Source organism: Candidatus Bathyarchaeia archaeon (genome assembly GCA_038882715.1).
Lineage (GTDB): Archaea > Thermoproteota > Bathyarchaeia > Bathyarchaeales > DTEX01 > DTEX01.
Window position 1 is genome coordinate 31,252 of record JAVZNR010000005.1, and the last position, 22,239, is coordinate 53,490.

The following is a 22,239-nucleotide window of genomic DNA, read 5'->3' on the forward strand; positions in this document are numbered from 1 at the left end:
AGAAGAATGTATGAGAGCGAATTAGAGAGAAAACGGTATCTAACTATTGAGGAGATTCCAGGCGTAACTCCATCGTTGGCTGAGAAACTGCGTGAGTTAGGCTTCAACACAGTTGAGTCTCTAGCCATGGCAACAATACGCGAACTTGAGCAAGCTGGCATAAGCGATAAAAAGGCTTTTGAAATAATTAATGCGGCGCGCTCCTCCATAACGCTGTCATTTATACGCGCAGACGAGATCCTTAAAAGACGGCAAAATGTGCTCCGATTAACGACAGGGAGCAAAAAGCTAGACGAGCTGTTAGGAGGGGGACTTGAAACCCAAACAATAACAGAGTTTTACGGCGAATATGGATCTGGAAAAAGTCAGATTGCTCATCAGGCTTGCGTTAATGTTCAACTGCCTCCGGAGAAAGGAGGGTTAGATGGAGGAGCCCTATACATAGATACTGAGAATACTTTTAGGCCTGAGCGAATAGTTCAGATGGCTAAGTTTAGAGGATTAGATCCCCAGAAGGTTGTTAAGAACATTATTTGGGCTGAAGCGTATACGTCTGACCACCAGATGTTTCTGCTCGAGAACGCCGATAAAATAATAAAAGAGAACAATATACGCTTGATAGTCGTTGATTCTTTAACAGCGCATTTTAGAAGCGAATATATTGGCCGGGAAAACTTGGCTTTGAGACAGCAGAAGCTGAATCAGCATATGCATAAGCTTATTAGGCTGGCGAGAGCTTTTAACGCAGTTGCTTTAGTAACCAACCAAGTTATGTCAAGTCCTGAAGCCTTCTTCTCCGAAGGGATAAGACCTATAGGTGGGCACATAGTTGCTCACACAAGCCACACAAGAGTTTTCTTAAGGAAGAGCTCCAAAGGCCCTGTAAGAATAGCGCGCCTAGTCTCAAGCCCGCATCTTCCAGAAGGCGAATGCCTATTTAAAATAACTGAGAATGGTATAGAAGATGTCGCTGAAGAAGACAGGTTTAGCTGGGAATAAAACACCTATTCCATATCAGTCTCTAAATATCATATTTGACCTTATAGTTAATAGGAAGATAACCGAGGCTGAAAAAACTCTACAGGAGATAGAGGTGAATTTTAGGGATAATATTAAAGGCGAATTTGACGCCGGCTTTATTCAGGCGCTTAAAGGCATTATATTAATGTATAAGTCGAATGATCAAAACACATTTTTAAATAACCTTAATCTGAGCGATGCGGATGCTCTGAAAAGGTATCATAGTGAGTTTTTGGAGAACTCCATGGATTATCTTCACTCTGATTATGATAGGGGATATTTCTCAGCATTATCAGAGTTTATGCTTTTTGCGCTTAGAAAACTGAGGTTGAAAGAAAAATAATCGTGTCTAGTGAGAATACATTATGGTGTATAGAAGAACCCAAAAGAAGATCCACGAGGCAATATATATGCCTATACCAGTTTTAGTGATATCTGATAGTTTATTGACTTTCGCGATAAATATCTGCCTTAATATTTTATCGCTCACAAGATAAGTTGCTACGCATAGCATTATTCCACTAAATATGTTGTTTACTCTTAGAAGCACACATAAAGCTCCCACTAAAGCTCCAAGGGCAACCTTAATCCAATAGATAACGTTTAAAGGCTCCATTCAACATCTACCTTCTGGTGATTATTTGAAGGAGCAGATGAATAGCTTCGATATAGCAGCCGTAGCTGCGGAGCTCAACAAGATCATCAAGGGCTCCCGAATCGCTAAGATTTACCAGATAAATAATAAAATCTTACTATTAAATCTTCGTAACCCGAAAGGCGAGCTTCTTCAGCTTTTGGTTGAAGCTGGTAGAAGAATTCATTTAACTTCATATGATTTAGAGAAGCCTAAGAAGCCGCCGGGCTTCTGCATGGCTTTAAGAAAATATTTAGAGAACGGCATAATTAAGGAGGTTGCGCAATATGATTTCGAAAGGATAATTGAGGTTTTCATTGAGTGCGGTGGCCAGAACTATCGTCTTATAGTCGAACTATTTGATAAAGGAAACATCATACTTGTCGACCCAGAAAACAAAGTTTTGCACGCCTTGACTTATCGGAGGATGAAGGATAGAAGTATTCTGAGGGGTGAAACATTCAAGTATCCTCCCAGAAGAGGTATAAGCCCTAAAGATCTAAACCTAAAGGATCTTAACAAAATTAAGGAGCTTGGTCAGCTAGAGGTTGTTAAAGGGTTAACAAGAATTCTGGATATAGGTGGATTTTATGCCGAAGAGGTTCTCCTCATGGCGGGAGTCGATAAAAACAAGACATGCTCCCTGCTTGACGAGACCGACTTAAACGCTATTTTCCACAGCGTGAAAGGTCTGATGACTCGTATTGAGCGGGGAGACTATGAGCCATGCATATTTATCGGCAGAGAGGGTGATCTGATTGATGTTGCGCCATTCCCACTAAAAAAGTATTCTGATCTACATGTTCAGAAGGTTGAAACCTTCAATAAAGCCCTTGATGAATATTACGCGGAGTTTTCAGTTAAGTTAAAAGCTAAGCAGGCGGAGGATGCTGCTAGGCAGGAAATAGTTAAATTGGAGAAAATACTTGAGGGCCAAAAAAGGAATTTACAGGAGTTAAAGGATAAAGCCGAAACCTATCGCCGAATCGGAGACACGATATACAGCCATCTCTACGAGGTTGACGCCTTGTTAAACAGGGTTATGGCTGAAAAAAGGATGGGCAGGAGATGGGAAGAAATAGAGAGGATCCTACTAGAAGAAAAACAGAACTTTATTTCGCCTTCAATTTACTTTGTTTCTCTGAAGCCTGAAACTTTAACTCTTCAAATGTTGGTAGACGGGCAGATGTTCGATTTAAATCTTAAAATGTCGGCGCAGCAGAACGCTGCAAGATATTATGATATGGCGAAGGAGGCTGAAAGCAAGATTATTGGCTTAGAGGAAGCTATTAAACAGACCGTGGCAAAGATTGAGGAAGCTAAAGTTAAAGCCGTTAAGAGAATTGAAGAAGCCTTAAAGCCTCCACCGCTTAAGAGGAAGAGAGAATGGTTCGAGAAGTTCCGCTGGTTCTTTTCTTCTGAAGGCTTCCTCGTTATAGGTGGGAGGGACGCGGCGACAAACGAGGTTTTGATCCGAAAATATATGGAGGATTACGACGTAGTTTTTCACGCGGATATAGCTGGCTCACCATTCACTCTCATTAAAACCCAAGGCAAAACGCCCACAGAAATAACGATCAATGAGGCGGCTCAATTCACAGCTTCCTATTCGCGGGCGTGGAGGGAGCAGATCAGCGCCATAGACGTTTATTGGGTTAAGCCTGAACAGGTTAGTAAAAGTCCGCCTTCGGGAGAATATCTTCCAAGAGGCTCCTTCATGATTTATGGATCTAGAAACTACGTTAGGAATGTTCCGCTTGAGGTGTCTATAGGTGTTAAAGATGACGATGGATTAAAGGTTATTGGCGGGCCGACCAGCGCCATAGCTAAGCAGACAAACCTTTATGTGAAAATTCTCCCCGGCAGTGTGCCAAGCGGGAAACTTGCTAATGAGGTTAGGCGGATGCTGGCGGATATGGCTCCTCATGAAAAGCGTGAAGAGATACTGAAGATTCCATTGGAGGAGATCCAAGCCTTCATACCGTCAGGTATGGGAAGGATAGTTAGTAATAGATGAGTAAAGGATTTATCTTTTGTGAAAGTTAAGTATCCTAGTTGGAGGGACCATAAAGTGGATTTCTATGATGTGATTAGGACTCGTAGAAGCATAAGATCCTATAAACCCGATCCAATACCAGATGATGTTTTAATGAAGGTTTTAGATTCCGCTAGAATAGCTCCTTCCGGCTCAAACCGTCAGCCATGGAAGTTTATAGTTGTAAAAGATGAAGAGATTAAGAAGAAGGTGGCGGCCGCCTGTAGCGGACAGATGTTTATAGCTGAAGCCCCGGTCGTCATCGTGGCTTGTGGACGCAACATCCATTACAATAGAGGTGGATATATGGGCGACCTCAGCATGCTCGTCGATGTCTCCATAGCCTTCACCCATCTAATTTTAGCGGCGAGAGCAGAGGGTTTGGGAACATGCTGGATTGGAGCGTTCAATAACGATGAGTTGAAAAGAATCTTAAATGTGCCTGAAGAATGGAACATTGTAGCGGTAACTCCAATAGGCTATCCGAAAGACGAGAGCTTTAGAGAGCCGGATTCGAGAAAACCGCTCCCGGAAATAGTTTCCGTAGATAGGTTTCAAGAGTAAAAAGGGCCTATCTAAGGCCTCTTTAGTAGTTTTAGAAACTTTTATTTTCCAATAACAATATAGAATTCCTCTATGAAAGCAGATAGAGAAGTTTTTATTGTTCCTGAGCCAAAGCGCTTGAAGTTCACTGGAAAATGGTTCGCCTTCAACGGGTTCTCAAGTTTCCCAAGCTTCCTTAAAGCCGAGTTCGCTGTCCCTGAGGGCGATTGGGTCATCTCTACAGTTGAGGGAGTAGATGAGGAGAGCAAACTAAAGATTGAGGAGGGAAAGGTCACCATATGTGGTGCCCAAAACATATGCTACGCAACGCTCATACAATTAATCATTCAGGGAAAGGGCTATTTACCTGAAATTGAGGCAGAAGAGTCTTTCAAGTTTAAGTTTAGGGGTTATCATCTGGACATAGCTAGGGGAGGGGTTCCAAAAGTTGAAACATTTAAGAGGATACTGCGCCTTCTATTCTTGCTCAAATACAACTACTTCGCCATATATTTTGAAGATTTATTTCCATGGAGAAGCTACCCGCAAATAGGCGCACATAGAGGTAGGCTAACTGAAGAGGAATTGAAGGAGATCATAGATTACGGCGACAAACTGGGCATAGAGGTTTTCCCATCGCTTGAACTTTCCGGCCATATGGAAAACATTCTTTCGTTACCTGAATTCCGAAAATTTAGTGAATGGCATAATCCTGGAGAAGGCTGCTTAGACCTAAGCAATGATGAGGCCAGGGAATTCGCCTATAGGCTTCTCGAGGAAGCTATCGATTATTTCCCATCAGCCAGATACATCCATGTGGGCGGAGACGAAACATGGGCTCTTGGAAGAGGAAGAAGCCTTAATAGAACATGGGTCTTCGAGGGGCCGCGGCTATATGAAGTACACCATAAAGAAATGATTAGTAGGGTTTTGAGGAGAGGTAAAGAGCCGGTTTTATGGGGCGACATGATCTCAGGCATGTATCTCAGAGAAGAAGCGGAGAAGTGGAGTGAAATCCTGAAGAGCGACATATGGGGGAAATCACTTATAGCCAACTGGGATTATAGTCCAAGTTCAATAGAATATTTTAAAAACAAGATAAAGATCTTTAAGGACCGAAATCTGAGGCAGATAGTTTGCCCCGGTCTCTCTAATTGGAACAGATACTATCCGAACTTTGATTCAGCCATAGAAAACTTAAGAAACTTTCTCTTGGCGGCGGCGGAAGAGAATATAGAAGGCTTCCTAGTGACAGCTTGGGGCGATGATAGAGAGGAATGTTTATTCTCGCTTCTAGATCCGCTAATCTTAGCTGCGATGGAGCTCGCCGAGGGGCATGGAAACTGGGAGAGAAAATGGCTTGCAATCAGTGGCGAGAACGATGAAATCCTTAGATCCAGAATCCTTTTTGGAAAAAGAGAATTTTCAGACGTCATAAAACACGTCATATTTAGAGACTATTGGTATAGGAGGCTTCCAGAAGATGAGCAAAAGAGGATCCTTGCGGAATGGAAGAAGATGCTTGAGGAGATTAAGGGCATTCGGCTGCCTAAAGACTTAGGTTTCATAAGAGAACTGCTGGCTCTCGGGATAAAAATTCTTGAAGGAGAAGCAAAGGTCTCAGACTTCATCACTTTATCAAATATTTACGTGAGCCTGTGGCTAGAGGAGAGGAAGCCTGAAGGATTAGAGAGGATTGTTGAAAGGTTTTGGGGTATGGCTGGCAAACTGGATGCTGGTCTTCCATAGCATGGTCATCTGGGCAGCATAGTCCGGGCATGCGTCAGCGGGCTTGGAAGGGATAAACCCTTGGTTGACGTTTGGCTCCCTTACGGCGCAACAGAAGTATGCGTTAGGGTTCCCGCCGAGAATCTACGCAGCATCGTTAGGGCGCAGGAGAAAGATGGCTTAGAAAAATTGGAGGAAGAGGTGGAGAGAGCCCTCAGAAACCCTATTGGATCCAAGAGATTATCAGGCATTGTTAAGCCTGGCGACAAGGTGGCGCTGGTCTTAAATATGCCGGATTTATCGTTGTCTAAGTTAACGGTCTCTTCAATAATGGGTGAACTCTCCCAATCTGGGCTGAAAAGCGACGATTTAACAGTTATTCTCGCCTACAATCCTTTTACCCCGAAAGAACCCAGCGTGCTCGGTCAGATCAGGGATGAGTTCTCCGCCCTCGGGGTAGAGGTTAAGGTGCATGATCATTACGCGAGCGATAGCGTTTACGTTGGGGAGGCAGAAGGTGAAATAAAAGCTTACTTGAACAGGGACTTCGCTGAATCATCCATTAAAATAATTGGGAGCGTTTTCGAACCCAACCCCTACACACTTTATAATTATGGTGGATGCGGGGTCGCCTTGGGGTTATCTAACATGGAAACTGTTGAGGATATTTTGGCGCCAGCCCTCATCGCTGAGGATGCTGGGGAAACAATATTTAGAAGGATTGCTGGTTTTTCACGGGCAATAAGTGTTGACTTCAGTATAGAGGTTGTTAGAAATGTGAGGGGGGACGCTGTTGGCTTCTTTGCAGGGAATTTTGAGGAAACAACACTTGAATGCATTAAGCTCGTTGACTCGCTCTTTAAGGTTCAAGTAGAAGAGCTAGCCGATATAACTGTTGTTAGCCCGGGGGGTTTACGGTTTGACAGAAGCATTTTTAGCGCTTGTGGTTGCCTAGAAAATGCTCTTAAAGTCACCAAGAGAAATGGTGTTATCATACTTGTTGCTGAATGCTCCGAGGGATATGGAGATGCTGAAATACAGAAGATAATAGAGAAGTTGAGAGATGACGTGGAATCCTTGGAGAAGGATTTGAGAAAAAAGTTTAGTGTGAGCGGTTTTATAGCTTATCGGTTTATGAGGGCTTTAAGGAAGGCTAATGTACTAATGGTTTCAGCTATACCGGATCACTATGCTAATAAAGTGCCGAGGCTAAAAATATTTAGAGTGGCGAATGAAGCCCTAAAGCATGCTTCAAATAAGTTTGAGAGAAAACTCAATGTTTCAGTTATCTTACATGGAAACCTGGTTATTCCTGTTGTGAAAGAAATGGAACCTAAACCGGCTTAGAAGGAGAAACAATTTTTAGATGGTAATTTAACTAATTGATTTTGCTAATTGAGGTGAAGAACACGTACACGATAAGGAAATTTAGGCTAGAAGACTTAGATCAAGTGATGTATATAAATCGGACTTGCCTTCCGGAAAATTATTCAACTCACTTCTTTATCGACTTATATAAGAGTTTTCCAGAAACCTTCATAGTTGCGGAGAAAGACGATCAGGTTGTCGGCTACATAATGTGCCGCATCGAAAGCGGTTTTTCCGGTTTCGGCTTAGCTAAGAAAGGACACATTATATCGATAGCTGTTTTACCGGAACATAGGCGGAAAGGGATTGGCGAAACCCTACTCAAAGAAGCCCTTCAATCAATGATGAACTATTATGGCATAAAGGAATGCTATTTGGAGGTTCGGGTCAGCAATACGCCGGCAATAAACCTATATAAGAAGGTTGGCTTTAAGATTGAGAAAGTTATTAGAGGATACTATGCCGATGGGGAAAACGCCTATTTAATGCGTATAAAAATGCCTTGAAGTAAAGTTAGAGGTCTTGACGATGAGGGGAGCGCGCATATCTAAAGACCAGGTTGAACATATAGCTGAGCTCGCGCATATAGAGTTAACCGAGGAAGAAAAGAATCTTTTCACCGAGCAATTTAACAGGATTCTTGAGTTTTTTGAAAAAATTGATAGTGTTGATACTAAGGGTATACCGCCCACCTACCACGTTTTTGACTTAGTAAACGTTTTTCGCAAGGATGAGGCTGAGGAACCATTACCTAAAGAAAGCGTTTTAAAGAATGCTCCGAGAAGGGAAGAAAACTTCTTTAAATCGCCTAGAATCATTTAGGCTCTTTAAGCGGAGAGTGGCTTCCTACGAGACTGCGTGAGCTATTAGCAATAGATGTTGTTGAGCGAATAAAAAGGCAGGAGACCACGGCAGAAGAATACGTCAACTCAATAGCTGAGAGGATCTCAGAAGTCGACAGCAAAATAAATGCCTTCATATCGGTCACAATCAATGAGGCATTAGAGAAAGCCAAAGATATTGATAAAAGGATAAGTAGAGGAGAGAAGATTGGCAAGCTAGCTGGCGTAACCATAGCGGTAAAGGACAACATATGCACGCTCGGGGTCCGAACAACATGCGCCTCACGAATGCTTGAGAATTTTGTGCCGCCTTACGATGCCACCGTTGTTGAGAGGCTTAAACGTGAAGACGCCATAATAATCGGCAAGACGAACATGGATGAGTTCGCGATGGGCTCAACCACAGAAACCAGCTACTTTGGGCCCACTAGAAACCCTTGGGATTTAACTAAGGTTCCGGGCGGTTCTTCCGGTGGGAGCGCGGCAGCCCTAATATCCGATGAGGCCACATTGGCCTTAGGTTCTGATACCGGTGGCTCAATAAGATGCCCCGCCAGCTACTGCTCAGTTATAGGGCTAAAACCCACGTACGGTTTAGTAAGCCGCTATGGGCTGATAGCCTACGCCAATAGTTTAGAGCAGATAGGCCCGCTGGCGAAAAACACCCTTGACTGCGCGCTGCTTCTATCAGTGATAGGCGGATACGATCCGAGAGACAGCACGTCGCTGAACGTTCCCTTAGAGCAGTATCTCAGCAATATTACGGATGATGTAAGGGGCTTAAAACTTGGATTAATCAAAGAGTTTTTCGGCGAAGGGGTTGAAGACTCCGTGAAAAAACATGTGTGGAGATCCATCCATCTGCTTGAGGATTTAGGCACCGTATATGAGGAGCTCTCTTTGCCAAGCTTAGAGTACGCGTTGGCCTCCTACTATATTATCGCTATGTCTGAGGCGAGCTCTAACCTAGCTAGATTTGATGGATTAAGATATGGATTTAGGGTTGAACATGACGATGCTGACTGGTCTAAGATTTATGCTAAGAATAGAAGTATGGGGTTCGGGGCTGAAGTTAAGAGGCGAATAATGCTTGGAACCTACGCTTTATCGGCGGGCTATTACGAGCAATACTATCTTAAGGCGCTTAAAATTAGAACCATAATCCGAAGGGAGTTTGAAGCAGCCCTCAAAAAATTTGATGCGTTAATCGGGCCAACGATGCCGCTGCCACCGTTCAACATAGGTGAGAAAATACAGGATCCATTAACTTTATACATGTGTGATGTGCTAACTGTTCCAGCTAACTTAACGGGTTATCCAGCCATATCTATACCATGTGGGTTTGAAGGTAATTTGCCTATAGGTTTACAGGTTATTAGCAGGCCGCTCCGCGAAGAGACGCTCCTAAAAATTTCTTTTGCTCTTGAAAGAAACGCTGGCGTCGTTGGGAAAAGACCTATATTATAAAAGGTTTTATTACTTCCTTAACCATAACCGAATTTGGAGGGTTAATCCTTGAATCATAGAGAGAGGTTTCTCCGAACATTTGAGTTTAAGGATGTTGATAGAGCTCCGGATTACGAGTTTGGTTACTGGACTGAAACAATCGACAGATGGCATAAGGAGGGACTGCCCGTAGAAAAGAAGACCAACAGGGATATAGAGCTTTACTTAGGGCTTGAGGGATGGGACTGCATTGAGATGCTACCCGTTAGAACCGGCCTATGGCCAACGCTTCCGGAAAGGATAATAAAAGAAGAGAAGGATAGGGCCATAGTTGACGATGGTATGGGTGGCATATATATTAAGACCACCGCCTCTTCCTCTGTCCCACATTACATTCGCCATCCACTGAAAAATAGAGATGACTGGGAAAAGCTGAGACCTTTCTTTGACCCTGATACACCCGGCCGCTTCCCATTAAATTGGGATGAGGTTGTTGAGAGCTATAGGGAGCGGGATTACCCGTTAGGTATTAATGTTGGGAGCCTCTACGGTTGGCTGAGGAACTGGATGGGCGTTGAGAGAATATCAATAGCATTTTATAGAGACCCAGATTGGGTCGCTGAGATGATGGATACCCTCGTTAATCTATGGATCAAGATAATCCGCAGGGCCCTTAGGGATGTTAAAGTCGACTTCGCAACATGGTGGGAGGACATGTGCTATAGCCGCGGACCCCTACTCTCAGTTAAGCATTTTGAGGAGTTTATGGTTCCAAGGTATAGAAAGGTTACTGAGGTTCTAAAAGAGTATGGTGTTCACGTAAATATTCTTGATTCCGATGGCGACATAAGTCTGCTTGTGCCAGGATGGCTTAAAGCGGGTATAAATTGCATGTTTCCGCTTGAAGCCCGTTACACCGATGTTTATAGGCTTAGAGAGGAACATGGTGATAAGCTCCTCCTCATGGGTGGCGTAAATAAGTTCGCTTTAATGAGCGGCGAAAAAGGAATAGAGAAAGAGCTTGAGAGGCTCACGCCCCTACTTAAGGAGGGCGGATATATACCAACAGTCGACCACAGAGTTCCGCCAGAAGTCTCCTACCAAACCTACTTGGTCTATCTTAAGAAGAAGCGCGATTGGATTGGCAGAAGGGACATTTAGCTAATCATTCATTTTCCCCTAGAGGTTGACAGCGTGAATAGGTCGGCGAGACCAATCATCGGAGTAACCATTGGAGACCCAGCGGGCATAGGTCCTGAAATCTCTGTAAAGGCTTCGCTTGAACCCAGTGTGCTCAAAGTATGTAAACCCGTTCTTATAGGCGACATGTCTATACTAAAAGGGGTTAGTGAACGTTTAGGGCTAAATATTGATTTTAGAATTATAGATTCCCCGAGAGAGGCTAGAGGCGAAAGAGGCTTAATCGATCTTGTTAATCTTAGTAACGTAGATCTGAGGAATCTGCCTATTGGAGAAGCCTCCGCGGTATCGGGGCGAGCTTCAATACAGTATATCGAGAAAGCGGTGGAATACGCTTTAAGGCGAGAAGTTTCCGCGATATCTACTGCGCCAATAAATAAAAAGGCTATAAATATGGCGGGCAGCAAGCATGTCGGGCACACAGAGATCCTAGCGGCTTTATGCGGAGTTGAAGAACCCTTGACAATGTTTTGGGTTAAGGGTATGCGTATCTTTTTTCTAACTAGGCATGTGCCGTTAATTGAGGCTGTGAAGGCGGTTAAAAAGGAGAAGATAATCGGCATGACTTTGAAAATTAAGGAGGCACTTCATCAGCTTGGAGTAGACAACCCGAAGATAGCTGTGGCCGCGTTAAATCCTCATGCTGGCGACGAGGGCTTAATCGGCAGCGAGGAAATCAGGGAGATAGCTCCGGCGGTAAAGGATCTTCAAAGCATGGGTTTAAATGTTGTCGGCCCGGTTCCAGCCGACAGCGTCTTTCATCAGGCGCTAGAACGAAAATATGACGCTGTATTATCGCTTTACCATGATCAGGGGCATATTGCTGCAAAGACCCTAGATTTTTATGGCACAGTTGCTGTAACTCTTGGTCTCCCGTTTATAAGAACGTCGGTAGATCACGGGACAGCGTATGATATTGCTTGGAAAGGGTTAGCGAGCCACAAGAGCTTAGTTGAAGCCATAAAATTGGCTGCAAAACTCTCAAAAATCTATTCTCCAGATGTAAGGTAAGATAAATGCGAAAAGTTATATTCGACACGAATTTCCTTTTTCTCCCAATCCAATTTAAGATAGATATTTTCAGCGAAGTCGAAGGTTTAATTGGACGATTTGAACCAATAGTTCTCTCAGTAACAATAGAGGAGCTTAAAAAGTTGTCAGCTAAGGGCTCTGAAAAAATTCAGAGACAAGCCTTACTCGCCATGGAAATAGCTAAGAAATGCAAAATTATACAGGTTGATGTTAAACCCGAAGAGAAATATGATGATGTATTGCTGCGAATCGCAAAAGAGAAAAATTGTATGGTTGCGACGAACGATAGGATCCTTAGAAGAAAACTGAGGGAAAATAATATAGCAACTATTTTTCTTAGGCAAGGCTCTTTTTTACAAATTAATGGATATGTTTGAACTTCATTTAATCCTACTTAAATAAATTATGGTGACATTTTAAAGTTCTTCTCAGAGCAAAGTTTTAATATCGCTTCTAAATTTCCTTCTTTTGTCCCTGGAGGGATGGTTTGAAACTTGAAATTATTAATGCTAAAATAAGCCCTCTAAGGGACGAGGAGATCAAAGAAATCGTTAATATCGAACGCCACCCGCTGGTTAAAAAGTGGCTTGTTGAGTATGCCGATGAGGAGCTTGAAAAGGAGATTGAAGAGTATAAGAGATTCTTTAGCGATCTTCAGGGCAATAACAGAGTTGACGTTTTAGTCGCAAAGATTAACGGGTGTGTAGCTGGCTTCTTAGCTTTATGGCGTATGGATGATGATGGACAGATTGCAAGTATAGGCATAAGTGTTCACCCGGATTACTGGGGTAAGGGGATAGCGACAAACCTAGTGAGGGAATCTATAAGACTTGCTAAAGAAAGAGGTATTAGAAGACTTATCATAGAGACGCTTGAGGAGAACAGTGCTATGAGACATGTGGCTGAAAAACTAGGGTTTAAGCTTGAGGAAGTGAGGAAAAGAAAGATCTTCAAGGATGGCGATTATCACAATGAAGTCGTTTATTCGCTGCATCTCTAATAATGTCAAAAAATGTCGATAGAAAACTTTAAATAACTGTCCTATAATGCATACATTACTCTTTGTAGCACCAAAGCGTGCTACAGCGAGCGCGCGAAATAGAAAATGGGAGAGAACTGGAAAAATATTCTTAAAAAGAGTATAACTAGACCAGAGCAGATTCTAGAGAAATTTAACGTTGACATTAGGCCAATTAAGGCAGTCGCTGAGCGGTACCCAATGTTTGTGTCAAAATACTATTTTGATCTTATAGAATATGTTGACGACCCAATATGGAGGCAGTGCATACCAAGCCCGCTTGAACTTCAGGATCCCTATGGACAAGAGGATCCATTAAATGAGGAGGGAGATAGCCCCGTACCGGGTCTAGTGCACAGATATCCGGATAGGGTACTGATGTGCGTATCCAACAGCTGCGCAACATACTGTAGGTTCTGCACTAGGAAAAGGAAGGTTGGTAAACCCTCCATAAGTTTCTCGGATGAAATCTACCTGGCGCAGATCAAATATATCCGTGAAAATCCAAGCATTAGAGATGTGCTTCTCTCTGGCGGAGACCCGTTCATGTTGCCTGACGAAAAAATAGACTTCTTATTGAAGAAGCTTAGGGCAATACCTCACATCGAGATACTGAGAATAGGTACAAGGGTTCCATGCACATTACCCCAAAGGATAACCCCAAGACTATGCAGGATCCTCAAAAGATACCATCCATTATATGTGAACGTTCACTTTGAGCATCCAAATGAGATAACTGAAGAGAGCGAGCGCGCATGCGGAATGTTAGCTGACGCCGGAATACCCCTCGGGAATCAATCTGTCCTTTTAAAGGGTGTTAATGATGACCCTGAAGTCATGAAGAGCCTAGTCCAAAAGCTGCTTAAGATCCGCGTTAGACCATACTACCTATTCCAAATGGATCTTGTTAAGGGAACATATCATTTTAGAACGAGGGTTGAAGTTGGCCTTAAAATACTTGAAAGCCTGGTTGGATGGACGTCTGGACTAGCCATACCGCGCTTCGTTATAGATGCGCCTGGCGGAGGAGGAAAAATCCCACTTCAGCCAAACTATATTCTCTCAATGGATGATGAGAAAGTAGTTTTGAGAAATTATGAAGGAAAAATATTTGTTTACCCGCAAGTGCCGGTGGAAAGCGAGAATAATGGGGTTCTGTTTAGATCAAAGTCTACAAGCGCCAGTGCTGTAATACCATGAAATATCATGGAGCGGCTGGCTGATTCATATGGTTCTAAGGGTTGGCTTAACATATAACCTCAGGAAGAAAGTTGCCGAACACGAGGGTTTACCGGAAGACTATTATGTGGAGTTCGATGATGAGAGCACTGTTAACGCTATAGCGTCGGCTTTAGCCTCAGGCGGATGCAAGGTTATAAAGATTGAAGCCGACGAGAACGCCTACGCAAAGCTGCGCAGATGTAAGCCGGACATAGTTTTTAATATTGCTGAGGGTCTGCGCGGCGAAAGCCGCGAGTCCCATATACCGGTCATACTGGAGATGCTTGGCATACCCTACACCGGCTCTGGGCCGGCGACTTTAGCCATATGCTTAGATAAAGCCATGACGCATAGAGTTTTAAGCGCATATGGAGTACCATCACCGAGGTTCCAAGTTTTTAAGCAGACTGATGAGGAACTTGAAGGTAGCCTAAACTTTCCATTAGTTGTTAAACCTCTGCTTGAAGGCTCAAGTAAGGGAATTAGAAACAGTTCTCTTGTTAAAGATGAGGAAAGCCTTAGGAGACAGGTTTCATGGGTTATAGAAACCTATCATCAGCCAGCTATTGTTGAAGAGTATATGCCGGGCAGAGAGTTTACCGTCGGATTAATAGGAAACGAGGAGCCCTTCGTTTTACCAATAGTTGAAATACAGCTCGGTAAGCTGCCAAAGGAGGCGAGCCCAATATATTCTTATGAGGCTAAATGGGTTTGGGATACGCCCGAGAACCCTCTAGATATATTTAGGTGCCCAGCCGAGGTTCCTCCGGAACTTAACGAAGAAATAAGAGAGATAGCCATTAAGACTTTTAAGATATTAAACTGTAGGGATATATGCCGTATAGACATGAGGTTAGATGCGGAAGGGACGCCGAGAGTTTTAGAGGTTAATCCGCTGCCCGGTTTGATACCGGATCCGGACGCCCATTCATGCCTGCCTGAGGCGGCTAGAGCAGCCGGCTTCACGTATGAACAATTAATCTGCACGATTCTCTGGCAAGCCTTAAAGAGATATGGGCTTCAAGATCTCTTCAAAAATAAGCATTTAGTGAAGATCCCATGATATACCTTCATATTGGCGGGAGACTTTTACCAGCCCTCTCGAGGGCGAAGCCAAGTATCTTTTTAATGAAAACCTCAAAAGGTATTCCGGCAGCCCTTAAGGATCTGGTGAAACCAGCTTCAGGAGAAATGTCGGGATTTGGGTTAACCTCAAGAACATATGGGGTCTCCGTTTTACTTTCGAGGCGTATATCGACCCGTGCATAATCCCTGCATCCCAACGCTTTGTATGCTTTTAATGCAGCGTTCTCCACCCTACTTTTAGCCTCACCCTTTAATTCTGCCGGGCAAACAGGCCTAGTTTTAGTGTACTCTTCGCTTTCCTTGAGCCATTTAGCCGCGTAGTCAACTATTTTCGGCTCATCCCTGAAATCAAAGATTATTTCCGATATCGGCAGAACAATAGGGTTCTCATTGCCTAATATTGATACGTTAAACTCTCTCCCGCTAACGTATTCTTCGACAAGCGCTGGCTGCCTATATAAATTAACGATGTATTCTATCTGCCTCCTAAGCTCCGCATGATCTCTAACGAAGCTACGCCGTGATATCCCTATGCTAGCGTCTTCTCTCAGCGGCTTAACTATCAGCGGAAAACTTAAACCCTCTAAATCTTCGAGGGCGGCCTCATATCCGGCTGCTATACAATAGTTTGGAGTCGATACGCCACATGCCTTTAAGATAGCTTTGGCCAGACCCTTATTTTGGCATAATCCAAGCGTTAGTGGCGATGATCCAGTATATGGTATCCTTAAGATTTCAAGTATTGACGGAATATGCATTTCAAAGCTGCTATCCCCCATAAAACCCTCGCAAAGATTTATGACCACATCCGGCTTGTAAGACTTAAGAGCCTTAACAACGTCCTCCACATCGTCTTTAATGGGAAAGAGATGATAGTGAACATCAAGTTTCTTAAGGGCTTCCTGAACAGCATTTACTTGATCTAAGACTTCTTCTTCAGCCAAATAATCTATTTCTTCGCCTCTCAGCGGCTTCACAGGCGAGTTAAACATTATACCGACTTTAAGAGCCAAACTCTGCACTCCCATACGCTTGCCGATTTTTCCTATCCCTTGGAATAACATACGCACTTATATTTTCTTACGATCCTAGGGGAGAAGTTTATTAAGGCGTCGTTTTTCAATGTTTGCTTACAGGGTATGATGGAAGAGAAACTAAAATCCGCATTTAAAGGGAACATTAGAGTGCTGATGGTTAGGGATCTCGCTCTCACAGTTATAGCTGGATTAAGCGGTGGACTTGACATACTATTTGTCAAAGAGGTTCTCGGAGCCGATGCAATAGTTTTAAGTACACTAGCATCAATTTGGTCAATAGTCTTTCTAGCCTTCATACTGTTTGGCGGCTGGATATCTGACCAATACAGCCGCAAGAAAATGTTAATCGCCGGCATGGCTCTAACCCTGCCGAACCCGTTAATCTACGCTTTTGCACCAGACTGGCAGATAACTGTTATAGCGAACTTTCTCGGGGCTGTTGGCACAGCGCTCGTTGCGCCAGCCTATGTAGCGCTTTTATTCTCTTCTTCCGAGCAGAAGAGCAGAAGCCGAACGATAGCCGTGATGAACACGGTTAACAATATTGCCAACGTATTTATTCCACCAATAGGCGCATCATTAATCCAGACGTTAGGTGGCGGAAAACTGGATTGGCTCAGAAACATCTTCCTCGCCCAATTCTTCCTCACATTAATCGTCCTATTTTACACAGCCCGCAACCTCGAAGACAAACCACCATCTATTAGGAAAACATCAAAAAGGCTTACTGAAGCCGTCAAAGATATTTTTGGGCAAATAAGTAGAGTATATAGGGTTTCAAAGGAGAGAAAAGCCACGGTGTGGCTTTTCTTAGCTTTAACCGGGCCTTGGGCTTGGGAGGCTGTCGCTCCCTTCTGGATAATATACGCTGCTGAGGTATGCGGGTCGCCGATAATAGTTTTAGGTCTCTTACCATCGGTTTATAGCCTAACAGCGGCCATACTGATGATTCCGCTGGCTGAAATTTCGGATAAAAAGGGGAGAAAAACGGTAATATTGTTCACGCGCCCATTTTTATACATATGCTTAGCTCTACTGCTCGCCGGCGGAACATTTAAAGGGCTGGGTATAATACCATTTGTTCCGCTCGCTGCATGGATATTTAGAGCGATAGGTGATGCCTCCGGCCCCTCCTGGACAGCTGTCTCAACGGAAGTTATACCAGAGGAGCTTCAGAGCGAATGGGAGGCTACAAGAGACTTCTTATGGAGGAGTATGGCTATACCAGCCGTTTTGGTCGGAGGACTGCTATGGAACATTGATCCTCGACTGCCGTTCCTAATGGCCCTCATCGTTGATGGCCTAATAAGATTCCCAACACTAATATATGAAATCCCAGAGACCCTAATAGTTCACGGCCATCACCATCCAATAGGTCCACACATAATCCTTTACGGATTGCCCGGCGCCGGAAAAACATCTATTGCCCGATTGGTGCAGAGAGAGCTGTCTTTAGAAATAATTGACGAAAGAATCCTTGAGGAAGAGATGAAGGAGCCGGATAATCACTTAATTCCACTGCCCTTCATGGACAAGGGTTCTGACGAGAAAGAAATCGAAGAGAAATTAAACTTTGTGCTCTCTAGAGTCAATAGAGCCGCAATTATAGAAGGGGAGCCAGCGCTATTTGCTGCGAAAAGCGAGGATAGGGGTCTGATAGTTTTGCTGGTTGCGCCTAAGGATGAGAGGGTTAAAAGGGAGATGAGGAAGCATGGTGGACCAGACTTTGTAGTGCTCAAAAAGATCGAGGATGAGGATCGAAGATTCCTAAAGTTAACGCGCCATCTTTTTGGCGCAGATATATCGAAACTTCCTCCGTTTGATATAGCGATAAACACTGAGAGGATTCCCCCAGAAAAAATTTTGAAGATTATTAAGGTTCTCTACGGCAACAATGATGGTGAGAACATGACTACTGGAGGCCAAAAAGCAAATTGAGATTTCTCAAATGATGAAATTGAGGTGATTTTTGAGTAAACATTTTTAACCTACTATTATCTCCTCATAAATGCTGAGAAGGTGTCTGAATGGTTTTTTACGTGGTTTACAGCGTTCTAAAGGAAAACAGAAGTAGGAGCTTAATACCTAGGCGTCTTAAGGCTTTAGGCTGCAAGCACATATGCGGGTCTTTCTGGGAGGTGAATGAACGAAAAATAGATGAGGTCTTAAAAGTTGTGGGTGAGAACCAACCAATACTTTTGAGGCGAACTAGGGATATCAGGAAGCCATCGTATGATGATGAAGGAAACCTTATTGACTTTGGGAGCCTCATAGTCTTAGTCTACAACCCCGACTGTAATGGAAATTCTAAGATCAAATGGTTGTTAGCTAAGACGCCATATATCAGATTGTGCCGATCGGTTTACGCTTTCCCTCAAAATAGCGGCCGGTATGAAAAGAAAGGGGGAATGCCTGGAATAAGCGATCTTTTAATGCTGGTTAAGGAACATAGTGGGGATACTGCAATATTTTCTAGAATCATAATTGTGAATAGTAGTGAGGTAATGAACACTTTGATTGAAAGAGTTAGGTTAAGAGTTTTGAAGAAAACAGAAAAGATACTTAATGGTTATAGGGATCTTATAGACGCATTTTACACGGGGCAGCTGGAGAAAAAACATTTCATCGAAAAGGAAAAAAAGCTTTATAATGAGTTTAAGCATTTAAGGAGATTGATCCTTTTTTACGAAAAATGGCTTAAAATAGATTTCGCAAGGGAAACGATGAAAATTTATTCTGTGATGAGGAAAACGAGGCTATTAAGGGAAAATTAAAAAAAGGATGTTTGGTTTTATACAATATTTCTCTCGGAGAAAAAATAAAGGTGTTTTTGAGGGAAAATTAAGTTTTTAGAAACTGTTGTTTGTTGCTGACGGGTGGCTGGGGATTTACCACTCCTCTTCCTCTTCTTCCTCCCATTCTTCCTCTTCTTCCCACTCTTCTTCTCCCCAGTCCTCCCATTCCTCTTCCTCTTCTTCCTCCTCTTCCTCTTCTCTTGGCGGACTCTTTCTTCTCGACATTCTTGGTCACCACTCTTTGAAAGCTATTAAATTAGAGGGAATCAAATAAACCTTTACCAAAAACTGGAGAAAAAATAGTTAAAAGAAAACAATGAAAATAACCCAATAATGCGCCCCTTAACGAAAAATTTTAGATTTTTATTTTCCTTTGTTTGAAAAAGTGTTTAAAATTCATTTTATATGGAAACAAGGTGCAAATATTTGGCATTCTCTATTATTCTGGGATTCTTCATAGACAAAGATGAGCATAATTAAGAGCTTATCGGTTACCCTCCTACTTTAGAACCTTTCCAGTCTCAATGAACCATAAATATAGGTCTAGCTCTCCTAGGCTTAATCCAACAATCTTAGCCAACTCAGCCAATTTTTTCTCAATCTCAATGTATCTGCGTCTCGTCATAGTTTTCGTCTCTTCTATAAGCCCATATCTAGACAGAAGGTTAATTATATGGAAGTCTATTATCGCAACGTTCATGAAGCCGATATTTCTGAGGAAATGGCTCGCCTCTTTGTAGCCAAGTCCCTTGATATTTTTGACAAGCCACTCTCTCAGCGCTTTCTCATCCCTTGAAGAGCTTAAAACTCTCTCTATTTCCGGGATCATTTTTCTTGCTTCAACAATGTATCTGGCTCTTGAATCGGGGTAACGGTGACCTAGGGCCTTGAGTTTTTCCGCTAAATCTGCTTCAGATAAGCTCAAAAAACCATCATTGATCTCCGCCTGAATCTTCATGGTTTTCTCCGCATTAAAGTGCGCTGTCAATATGCAGAAGCAGAGTTCCTTAAAGATCTCGGCGGAAGTTTTCACCCTGTTCTTCTTAAACTCCTCCACTCTAGACTTAATTAATTCTCTAACCCCGCTGTTCTTAAGGGCGCTAATAAGGTTCACTAAGCTGCTTAAGCCATTTGCGGGGCTTACGCGACTAATCTCACGAGTTTTCAATAATTTCTTCCTCACCCGCTAAAACTTGTAGAGTTTCAGAAAATGAGAGCGGTCTATAATCTAACTATAAACATTAACTGTTCTATCAGCTCCTTATATCTGTTCCTTATAGTTACCTCGGTGACTTTTGCTATCTCAGCTATTTCTCTCTGCGTTCGCTTCTCACCTATCAGCACAGAAGCTATGTAGCTTGCTGCGGCAGCTATGCCCGTTGGCCCTCTACCAGACGTCAGCTTGAGTTCAGAGGCGACTGAAAGAACCTTGTTTGCAATCTCCTCAACTTTTCCCTGCATCGTAAGTTGATTAGAAAACTTAGATATGTAGTGGCTTGCCTTAAGTGGTGGAATAGTTAAGTTCAGCTCTTTAACGAGAAAGCGGTAGCATCTCCCAACTTCCCTTCTACTTATGTTTGCGGCGCCTGCTATTTCATCTAAGGTTCTCGGGAGACCGCATTGTCTACAGGCGATGTATACGGCGGCAGCGCTTATTCCTTGAATTGATCTTCCACGTATTAGGTGCTCTCTAACCGCCTTTCTGTATATTATGGAACTTGTCTCAAAAATGCTCTTCGGCAGAGAGAGAACATTTGCGATCTTCGTGATCTCCGAGAGAGCGAAAGCAAGATTTCTCTCGATAGCATCTGAGACCCTTATTCTTCTCTGCCACTTCCTCAACCTATACATTTGTGCTCTTTGATTCACATCGAATCTCTTGCCGAAAACATCTCTATCATGCCAGTCAATCACCGTAGATAAACCTTTATCATGGATGGTAAACGTTACCGGTGCGCCAACCCTAGCCCTCTTATTTCGCTGCTCATTATCAAAAGCTCGCCATTCAGGGCCTTGATCAGCTATCTTCATGTCCACTACATAGCCGCATTCCATGCAAACTACTTCGGCTGCCTCGTAATCGCGCATTAATTTTGAACTACCGCACTCCGGGCAGCGCTGAATATCTCTTAGAATCGGGGGAAGGGATGGGTTTTCATCGCTATCGCTCATCTTCACCGCTTCCTCTCCGATTCTTTAGGTAGAATGTAGATTGGAGAATTAACAATCTTCTTTGCTTCCTGATCTCTAACCCTGATCTCAATGTAGGGTGATTTCACTGGGCCAAAAATGTCTGAAACAACTCCAATCGGCCTCTTCTTGATGTCGAAAATCGTTGCACCGATTTTTGGAGGGCTTTCGACTTTAGCTATAGCCCTGTTACCAAGATATATATGTAAAACTTGGCCAATCTTTTTCAAGCTATGCATCACCTAAAAGTAATGAATAAAAAAATGAACTCAACCAATTATTTAAGTGTTTCTTAAACGGCTACTTAAAGTACTTCATAAGCTCAAGGGCTATTCTCCTAATAACCTGCGATTTATTTTCCCCACCCTTTTTCACAGTTATACAGCCCGTTTTAATCCATGGGAGTCTAGGATAAACCGTTTCCTGAGAGATTTCATAGCTTAAGCCTAAATCTTTAACCGCTCTCTCAAGCATCGAAATACTTGGCGAGGGAACGCAGAGATTTTTCGGTAAGCGTCTACCCTCACGTCTAGTTTTTGTGGAGTCAAAGTATACTGGCCATAAAACTATCGAGTCTCTTCTCCGCATATTTAAAATGTTCATTTATCAGCATAAAAATAAATCTGTTATGATGCTTTTTTCTCAACCAATATAGCGTTTAGAACACCATTCTGCCCAGGCCTTGAAGTTATCTTCGCTGTTCCTATAGGGGTCTCCACTAAACAGCCCCTTGTTATGACGCCCCTTCTATCGTAATCAACGTTTGCCGGGTTTCTTATAACCCTTATGATCTCAACCCTTTTTGTCTCACCGGTTTCTGGGTCGGAAACGTTCACCCATTTGGTGCTAACTAACCTAACCTTTATATTTCCTCCCCTTCTACGGCTCACTCTAACTCTATGTTCGCCTAAAATGGTTTCAGTCGGAAACGACCCTCTCTCATACTTTCGTTTCTCTCTATATGGTTTCCTTTTTCCACCCGTAGGTTTCCTTTTATGTAGATCTCCGTGCCAAACAGACATTTATGCTCCCTTCATCCATTAA

At 43.1% G+C, this 22,239-nt stretch carries 25 protein-coding genes; 17 read left to right on the forward strand and 8 right to left on the reverse strand.

Translation table 11 applies throughout. The annotated features are described in order from the left end of the window. Positions 1-6: 6 nt before the first annotated feature. Both radA and QXR61_04255 read left to right on the forward strand, forming a co-directional pair. Complete coding sequence (gene radA / locus QXR61_04250) at positions 7-999, forward strand: DNA repair and recombination protein RadA (GenBank protein ID MEM3757156.1); 993 nt, start codon at positions 7-9, stop codon at positions 997-999. Beyond that, positions 965-1,363, forward strand: a complete 399-nt coding sequence (locus QXR61_04255; GenBank protein ID MEM3757157.1) for a hypothetical protein — start codon at positions 965-967, stop codon at positions 1,361-1,363. The genes radA and QXR61_04255 overlap by 35 nt, the downstream gene beginning before the upstream one ends. 6 nt (positions 1,364-1,369) lie before the next feature. Here QXR61_04255 and QXR61_04260 read toward each other — a convergent pair whose 3' ends face one another. Then, positions 1,370-1,636, reverse strand: coding sequence for a hypothetical protein (locus tag QXR61_04260; GenBank protein MEM3757158.1), 267 nt, complete (start codon positions 1,634-1,636; stop codon positions 1,370-1,372). 25 nt (positions 1,637-1,661) lie between these two features. Between QXR61_04260 and rqcH the strand changes: the two genes are divergently transcribed. From rqcH to QXR61_04325, 13 genes are all read left to right on the forward strand, one after another. After that, a complete protein-coding gene (rqcH, locus tag QXR61_04265; GenBank protein MEM3757159.1) occupies positions 1,662-3,671 on the forward strand; it encodes a ribosome rescue protein RqcH in 2,010 nt (669 codons plus the stop codon). 54 nt (positions 3,672-3,725) lie between these two features. Further along, positions 3,726-4,253 (forward strand): nitroreductase family protein, encoded by a 528-nt coding sequence (locus tag QXR61_04270; protein MEM3757160.1) that lies wholly within the window; start codon positions 3,726-3,728, stop codon positions 4,251-4,253. 72 nt (positions 4,254-4,325) lie between these two features. After that, the gene (locus QXR61_04275; GenBank protein ID MEM3757161.1) at positions 4,326-5,981 is read left to right on the forward strand and encodes a beta-N-acetylhexosaminidase; all 1,656 of its coding nucleotides are present in this window, start codon (positions 4,326-4,328) and stop codon (positions 5,979-5,981) included. 60 nt (positions 5,982-6,041) lie between these two features. Then, complete coding sequence (locus tag QXR61_04280; GenBank protein ID MEM3757162.1) at positions 6,042-7,307, forward strand: lactate racemase domain-containing protein; 1,266 nt, start codon at positions 6,042-6,044, stop codon at positions 7,305-7,307. A gap of 35 nt (positions 7,308-7,342) precedes the next feature. After that, complete coding sequence (gene rimI, locus QXR61_04285; GenBank protein ID MEM3757163.1) at positions 7,343-7,834, forward strand: ribosomal protein S18-alanine N-acetyltransferase; 492 nt, start codon at positions 7,343-7,345, stop codon at positions 7,832-7,834. 22 nt (positions 7,835-7,856) lie between these two features. Beyond that, positions 7,857-8,150, forward strand: coding sequence for an Asp-tRNA(Asn)/Glu-tRNA(Gln) amidotransferase subunit GatC (gene gatC / locus QXR61_04290; GenBank protein ID MEM3757164.1), 294 nt, complete (start codon positions 7,857-7,859; stop codon positions 8,148-8,150). Between the two features lie 32 nt (positions 8,151-8,182). Then, positions 8,183-9,637 carry an Asp-tRNA(Asn)/Glu-tRNA(Gln) amidotransferase subunit GatA gene (gene gatA, locus QXR61_04295; GenBank protein ID MEM3757165.1) on the forward strand — a complete coding sequence of 485 codons (1,455 nt, stop codon included), beginning with the start codon at positions 8,183-8,185 and terminating at the stop codon, positions 9,635-9,637. 48 nt (positions 9,638-9,685) lie between these two features. Next, on the forward strand, positions 9,686-10,777 hold the full coding sequence (locus tag QXR61_04300) for a uroporphyrinogen decarboxylase family protein (GenBank protein MEM3757166.1): 1,092 nt from the start codon (positions 9,686-9,688) through the stop codon (positions 10,775-10,777). A gap of 33 nt (positions 10,778-10,810) precedes the next feature. Continuing rightward, positions 10,811-11,827, forward strand: coding sequence for a 4-hydroxythreonine-4-phosphate dehydrogenase PdxA (gene pdxA, locus QXR61_04305; GenBank protein MEM3757167.1), 1,017 nt, complete (start codon positions 10,811-10,813; stop codon positions 11,825-11,827). A gap of 5 nt (positions 11,828-11,832) precedes the next feature. After that, positions 11,833-12,225, forward strand: a complete 393-nt coding sequence (locus QXR61_04310) for a 30S processome protein Utp24 (protein ID MEM3757168.1) — start codon at positions 11,833-11,835, stop codon at positions 12,223-12,225. Between the two features lie 110 nt (positions 12,226-12,335). Then, positions 12,336-12,848 (forward strand): GNAT family protein, encoded by a 513-nt coding sequence (locus QXR61_04315; GenBank protein MEM3757169.1) that lies wholly within the window; start codon positions 12,336-12,338, stop codon positions 12,846-12,848. A gap of 105 nt (positions 12,849-12,953) precedes the next feature. Beyond that, positions 12,954-14,066, forward strand: coding sequence for a KamA family radical SAM protein (locus QXR61_04320; GenBank protein ID MEM3757170.1), 1,113 nt, complete (start codon positions 12,954-12,956; stop codon positions 14,064-14,066). A gap of 28 nt (positions 14,067-14,094) precedes the next feature. Beyond that, the gene (locus tag QXR61_04325; GenBank protein ID MEM3757171.1) at positions 14,095-15,150 is read left to right on the forward strand and encodes an ATP-grasp domain-containing protein; all 1,056 of its coding nucleotides are present in this window, start codon (positions 14,095-14,097) and stop codon (positions 15,148-15,150) included. A 7-nt stretch (positions 15,151-15,157) separates the two neighbouring features. On the opposite strand, the gene QXR61_04330 is transcribed toward QXR61_04325, so the two are convergent. Then, positions 15,158-16,186: an ATP-grasp domain-containing protein gene (locus QXR61_04330; protein MEM3757172.1), complete on the reverse strand. Its 1,029-nt coding sequence runs from the start codon at positions 16,184-16,186 to the stop codon at positions 15,158-15,160. Positions 16,187-16,312: 126 nt separating this feature from the next. Here QXR61_04330 and QXR61_04335 point away from each other — a divergent pair, with 126 nt between their 5' ends. Beyond that, positions 16,313-18,148, forward strand: a complete 1,836-nt coding sequence (locus QXR61_04335) for an MFS transporter (GenBank protein ID MEM3757173.1) — start codon at positions 16,313-16,315, stop codon at positions 18,146-18,148. A gap of 89 nt (positions 18,149-18,237) precedes the next feature. Next, complete coding sequence (locus QXR61_04340; protein ID MEM3757174.1) at positions 18,238-18,984, forward strand: hypothetical protein; 747 nt, start codon at positions 18,238-18,240, stop codon at positions 18,982-18,984. Positions 18,985-19,098: 114 nt separating this feature from the next. On the opposite strand, the gene QXR61_04345 is transcribed toward QXR61_04340, so the two are convergent. The 6 genes from QXR61_04345 to QXR61_04370 form a co-directional block, all read right to left on the reverse strand. Next, positions 19,099-19,230 (reverse strand): hypothetical protein, encoded by a 132-nt coding sequence (locus tag QXR61_04345; GenBank protein ID MEM3757175.1) that lies wholly within the window; start codon positions 19,228-19,230, stop codon positions 19,099-19,101. Positions 19,231-19,504: 274 nt separating this feature from the next. Then, complete coding sequence (locus tag QXR61_04350; GenBank protein ID MEM3757176.1) at positions 19,505-20,173, reverse strand: N-glycosylase/DNA lyase; 669 nt, start codon at positions 20,171-20,173, stop codon at positions 19,505-19,507. 53 nt (positions 20,174-20,226) lie between these two features. Further along, positions 20,227-21,177: a transcription initiation factor IIB gene (locus QXR61_04355; GenBank protein MEM3757177.1), complete on the reverse strand. Its 951-nt coding sequence runs from the start codon at positions 21,175-21,177 to the stop codon at positions 20,227-20,229. 2 nt (positions 21,178-21,179) lie between these two features. Beyond that, positions 21,180-21,425, reverse strand: a complete 246-nt coding sequence (locus tag QXR61_04360) for a Gar1/Naf1 family protein (GenBank protein MEM3757178.1) — start codon at positions 21,423-21,425, stop codon at positions 21,180-21,182. A 70-nt stretch (positions 21,426-21,495) separates the two neighbouring features. Continuing rightward, positions 21,496-21,798, reverse strand: coding sequence for a signal recognition particle subunit SRP19/SEC65 family protein (locus QXR61_04365; GenBank protein MEM3757179.1), 303 nt, complete (start codon positions 21,796-21,798; stop codon positions 21,496-21,498). Between the two features lie 23 nt (positions 21,799-21,821). After that, the gene (locus tag QXR61_04370; GenBank protein ID MEM3757180.1) at positions 21,822-22,217 is read right to left on the reverse strand and encodes a 30S ribosomal protein S8e; all 396 of its coding nucleotides are present in this window, start codon (positions 22,215-22,217) and stop codon (positions 21,822-21,824) included. Positions 22,218-22,239 lie beyond the last annotated feature (22 nt).

Coding starts and splice junctions, on each gene's coding strand:
- QXR61_04320 (MEM3757170.1), top strand. CDS start 12,954: ATGGGAGAGAACTGGAAAAATATTCTTAAAAAGAGTATAACTAGACCA.
- QXR61_04325 (MEM3757171.1), top strand. CDS start 14,095: ATGGTTCTAAGGGTTGGCTTAACATATAACCTCAGGAAGAAAGTTGCC.
- QXR61_04260 (MEM3757158.1), bottom strand. CDS start 1,636: ATGGAGCCTTTAAACGTTATCTATTGGATTAAGGTTGCCCTTGGAGCT.
- QXR61_04255 (MEM3757157.1), top strand. CDS start 965: ATGTCGCTGAAGAAGACAGGTTTAGCTGGGAATAAAACACCTATTCCA.
- QXR61_04355 (MEM3757177.1), bottom strand. CDS start 21,177: ATGAGCGATAGCGATGAAAACCCATCCCTTCCCCCGATTCTAAGAGAT.
- QXR61_04370 (MEM3757180.1), bottom strand. CDS start 22,217: ATGTCTGTTTGGCACGGAGATCTACATAAAAGGAAACCTACGGGTGGA.
- QXR61_04310 (MEM3757168.1), top strand. CDS start 11,833: ATGCGAAAAGTTATATTCGACACGAATTTCCTTTTTCTCCCAATCCAA.
- QXR61_04275 (MEM3757161.1), top strand. CDS start 4,326: ATGAAAGCAGATAGAGAAGTTTTTATTGTTCCTGAGCCAAAGCGCTTG.
- QXR61_04335 (MEM3757173.1), top strand. CDS start 16,313: ATGATGGAAGAGAAACTAAAATCCGCATTTAAAGGGAACATTAGAGTG.
- QXR61_04340 (MEM3757174.1), top strand. CDS start 18,238: ATGGTTTTTTACGTGGTTTACAGCGTTCTAAAGGAAAACAGAAGTAGG.
- radA (MEM3757156.1), top strand. CDS start 7: ATGTATGAGAGCGAATTAGAGAGAAAACGGTATCTAACTATTGAGGAG.
- QXR61_04365 (MEM3757179.1), bottom strand. CDS start 21,798: ATGAACATTTTAAATATGCGGAGAAGAGACTCGATAGTTTTATGGCCA.
- QXR61_04345 (MEM3757175.1), bottom strand. CDS start 19,230: ATGTCGAGAAGAAAGAGTCCGCCAAGAGAAGAGGAAGAGGAGGAAGAA.
- gatC (MEM3757164.1), top strand. CDS start 7,857: ATGAGGGGAGCGCGCATATCTAAAGACCAGGTTGAACATATAGCTGAG.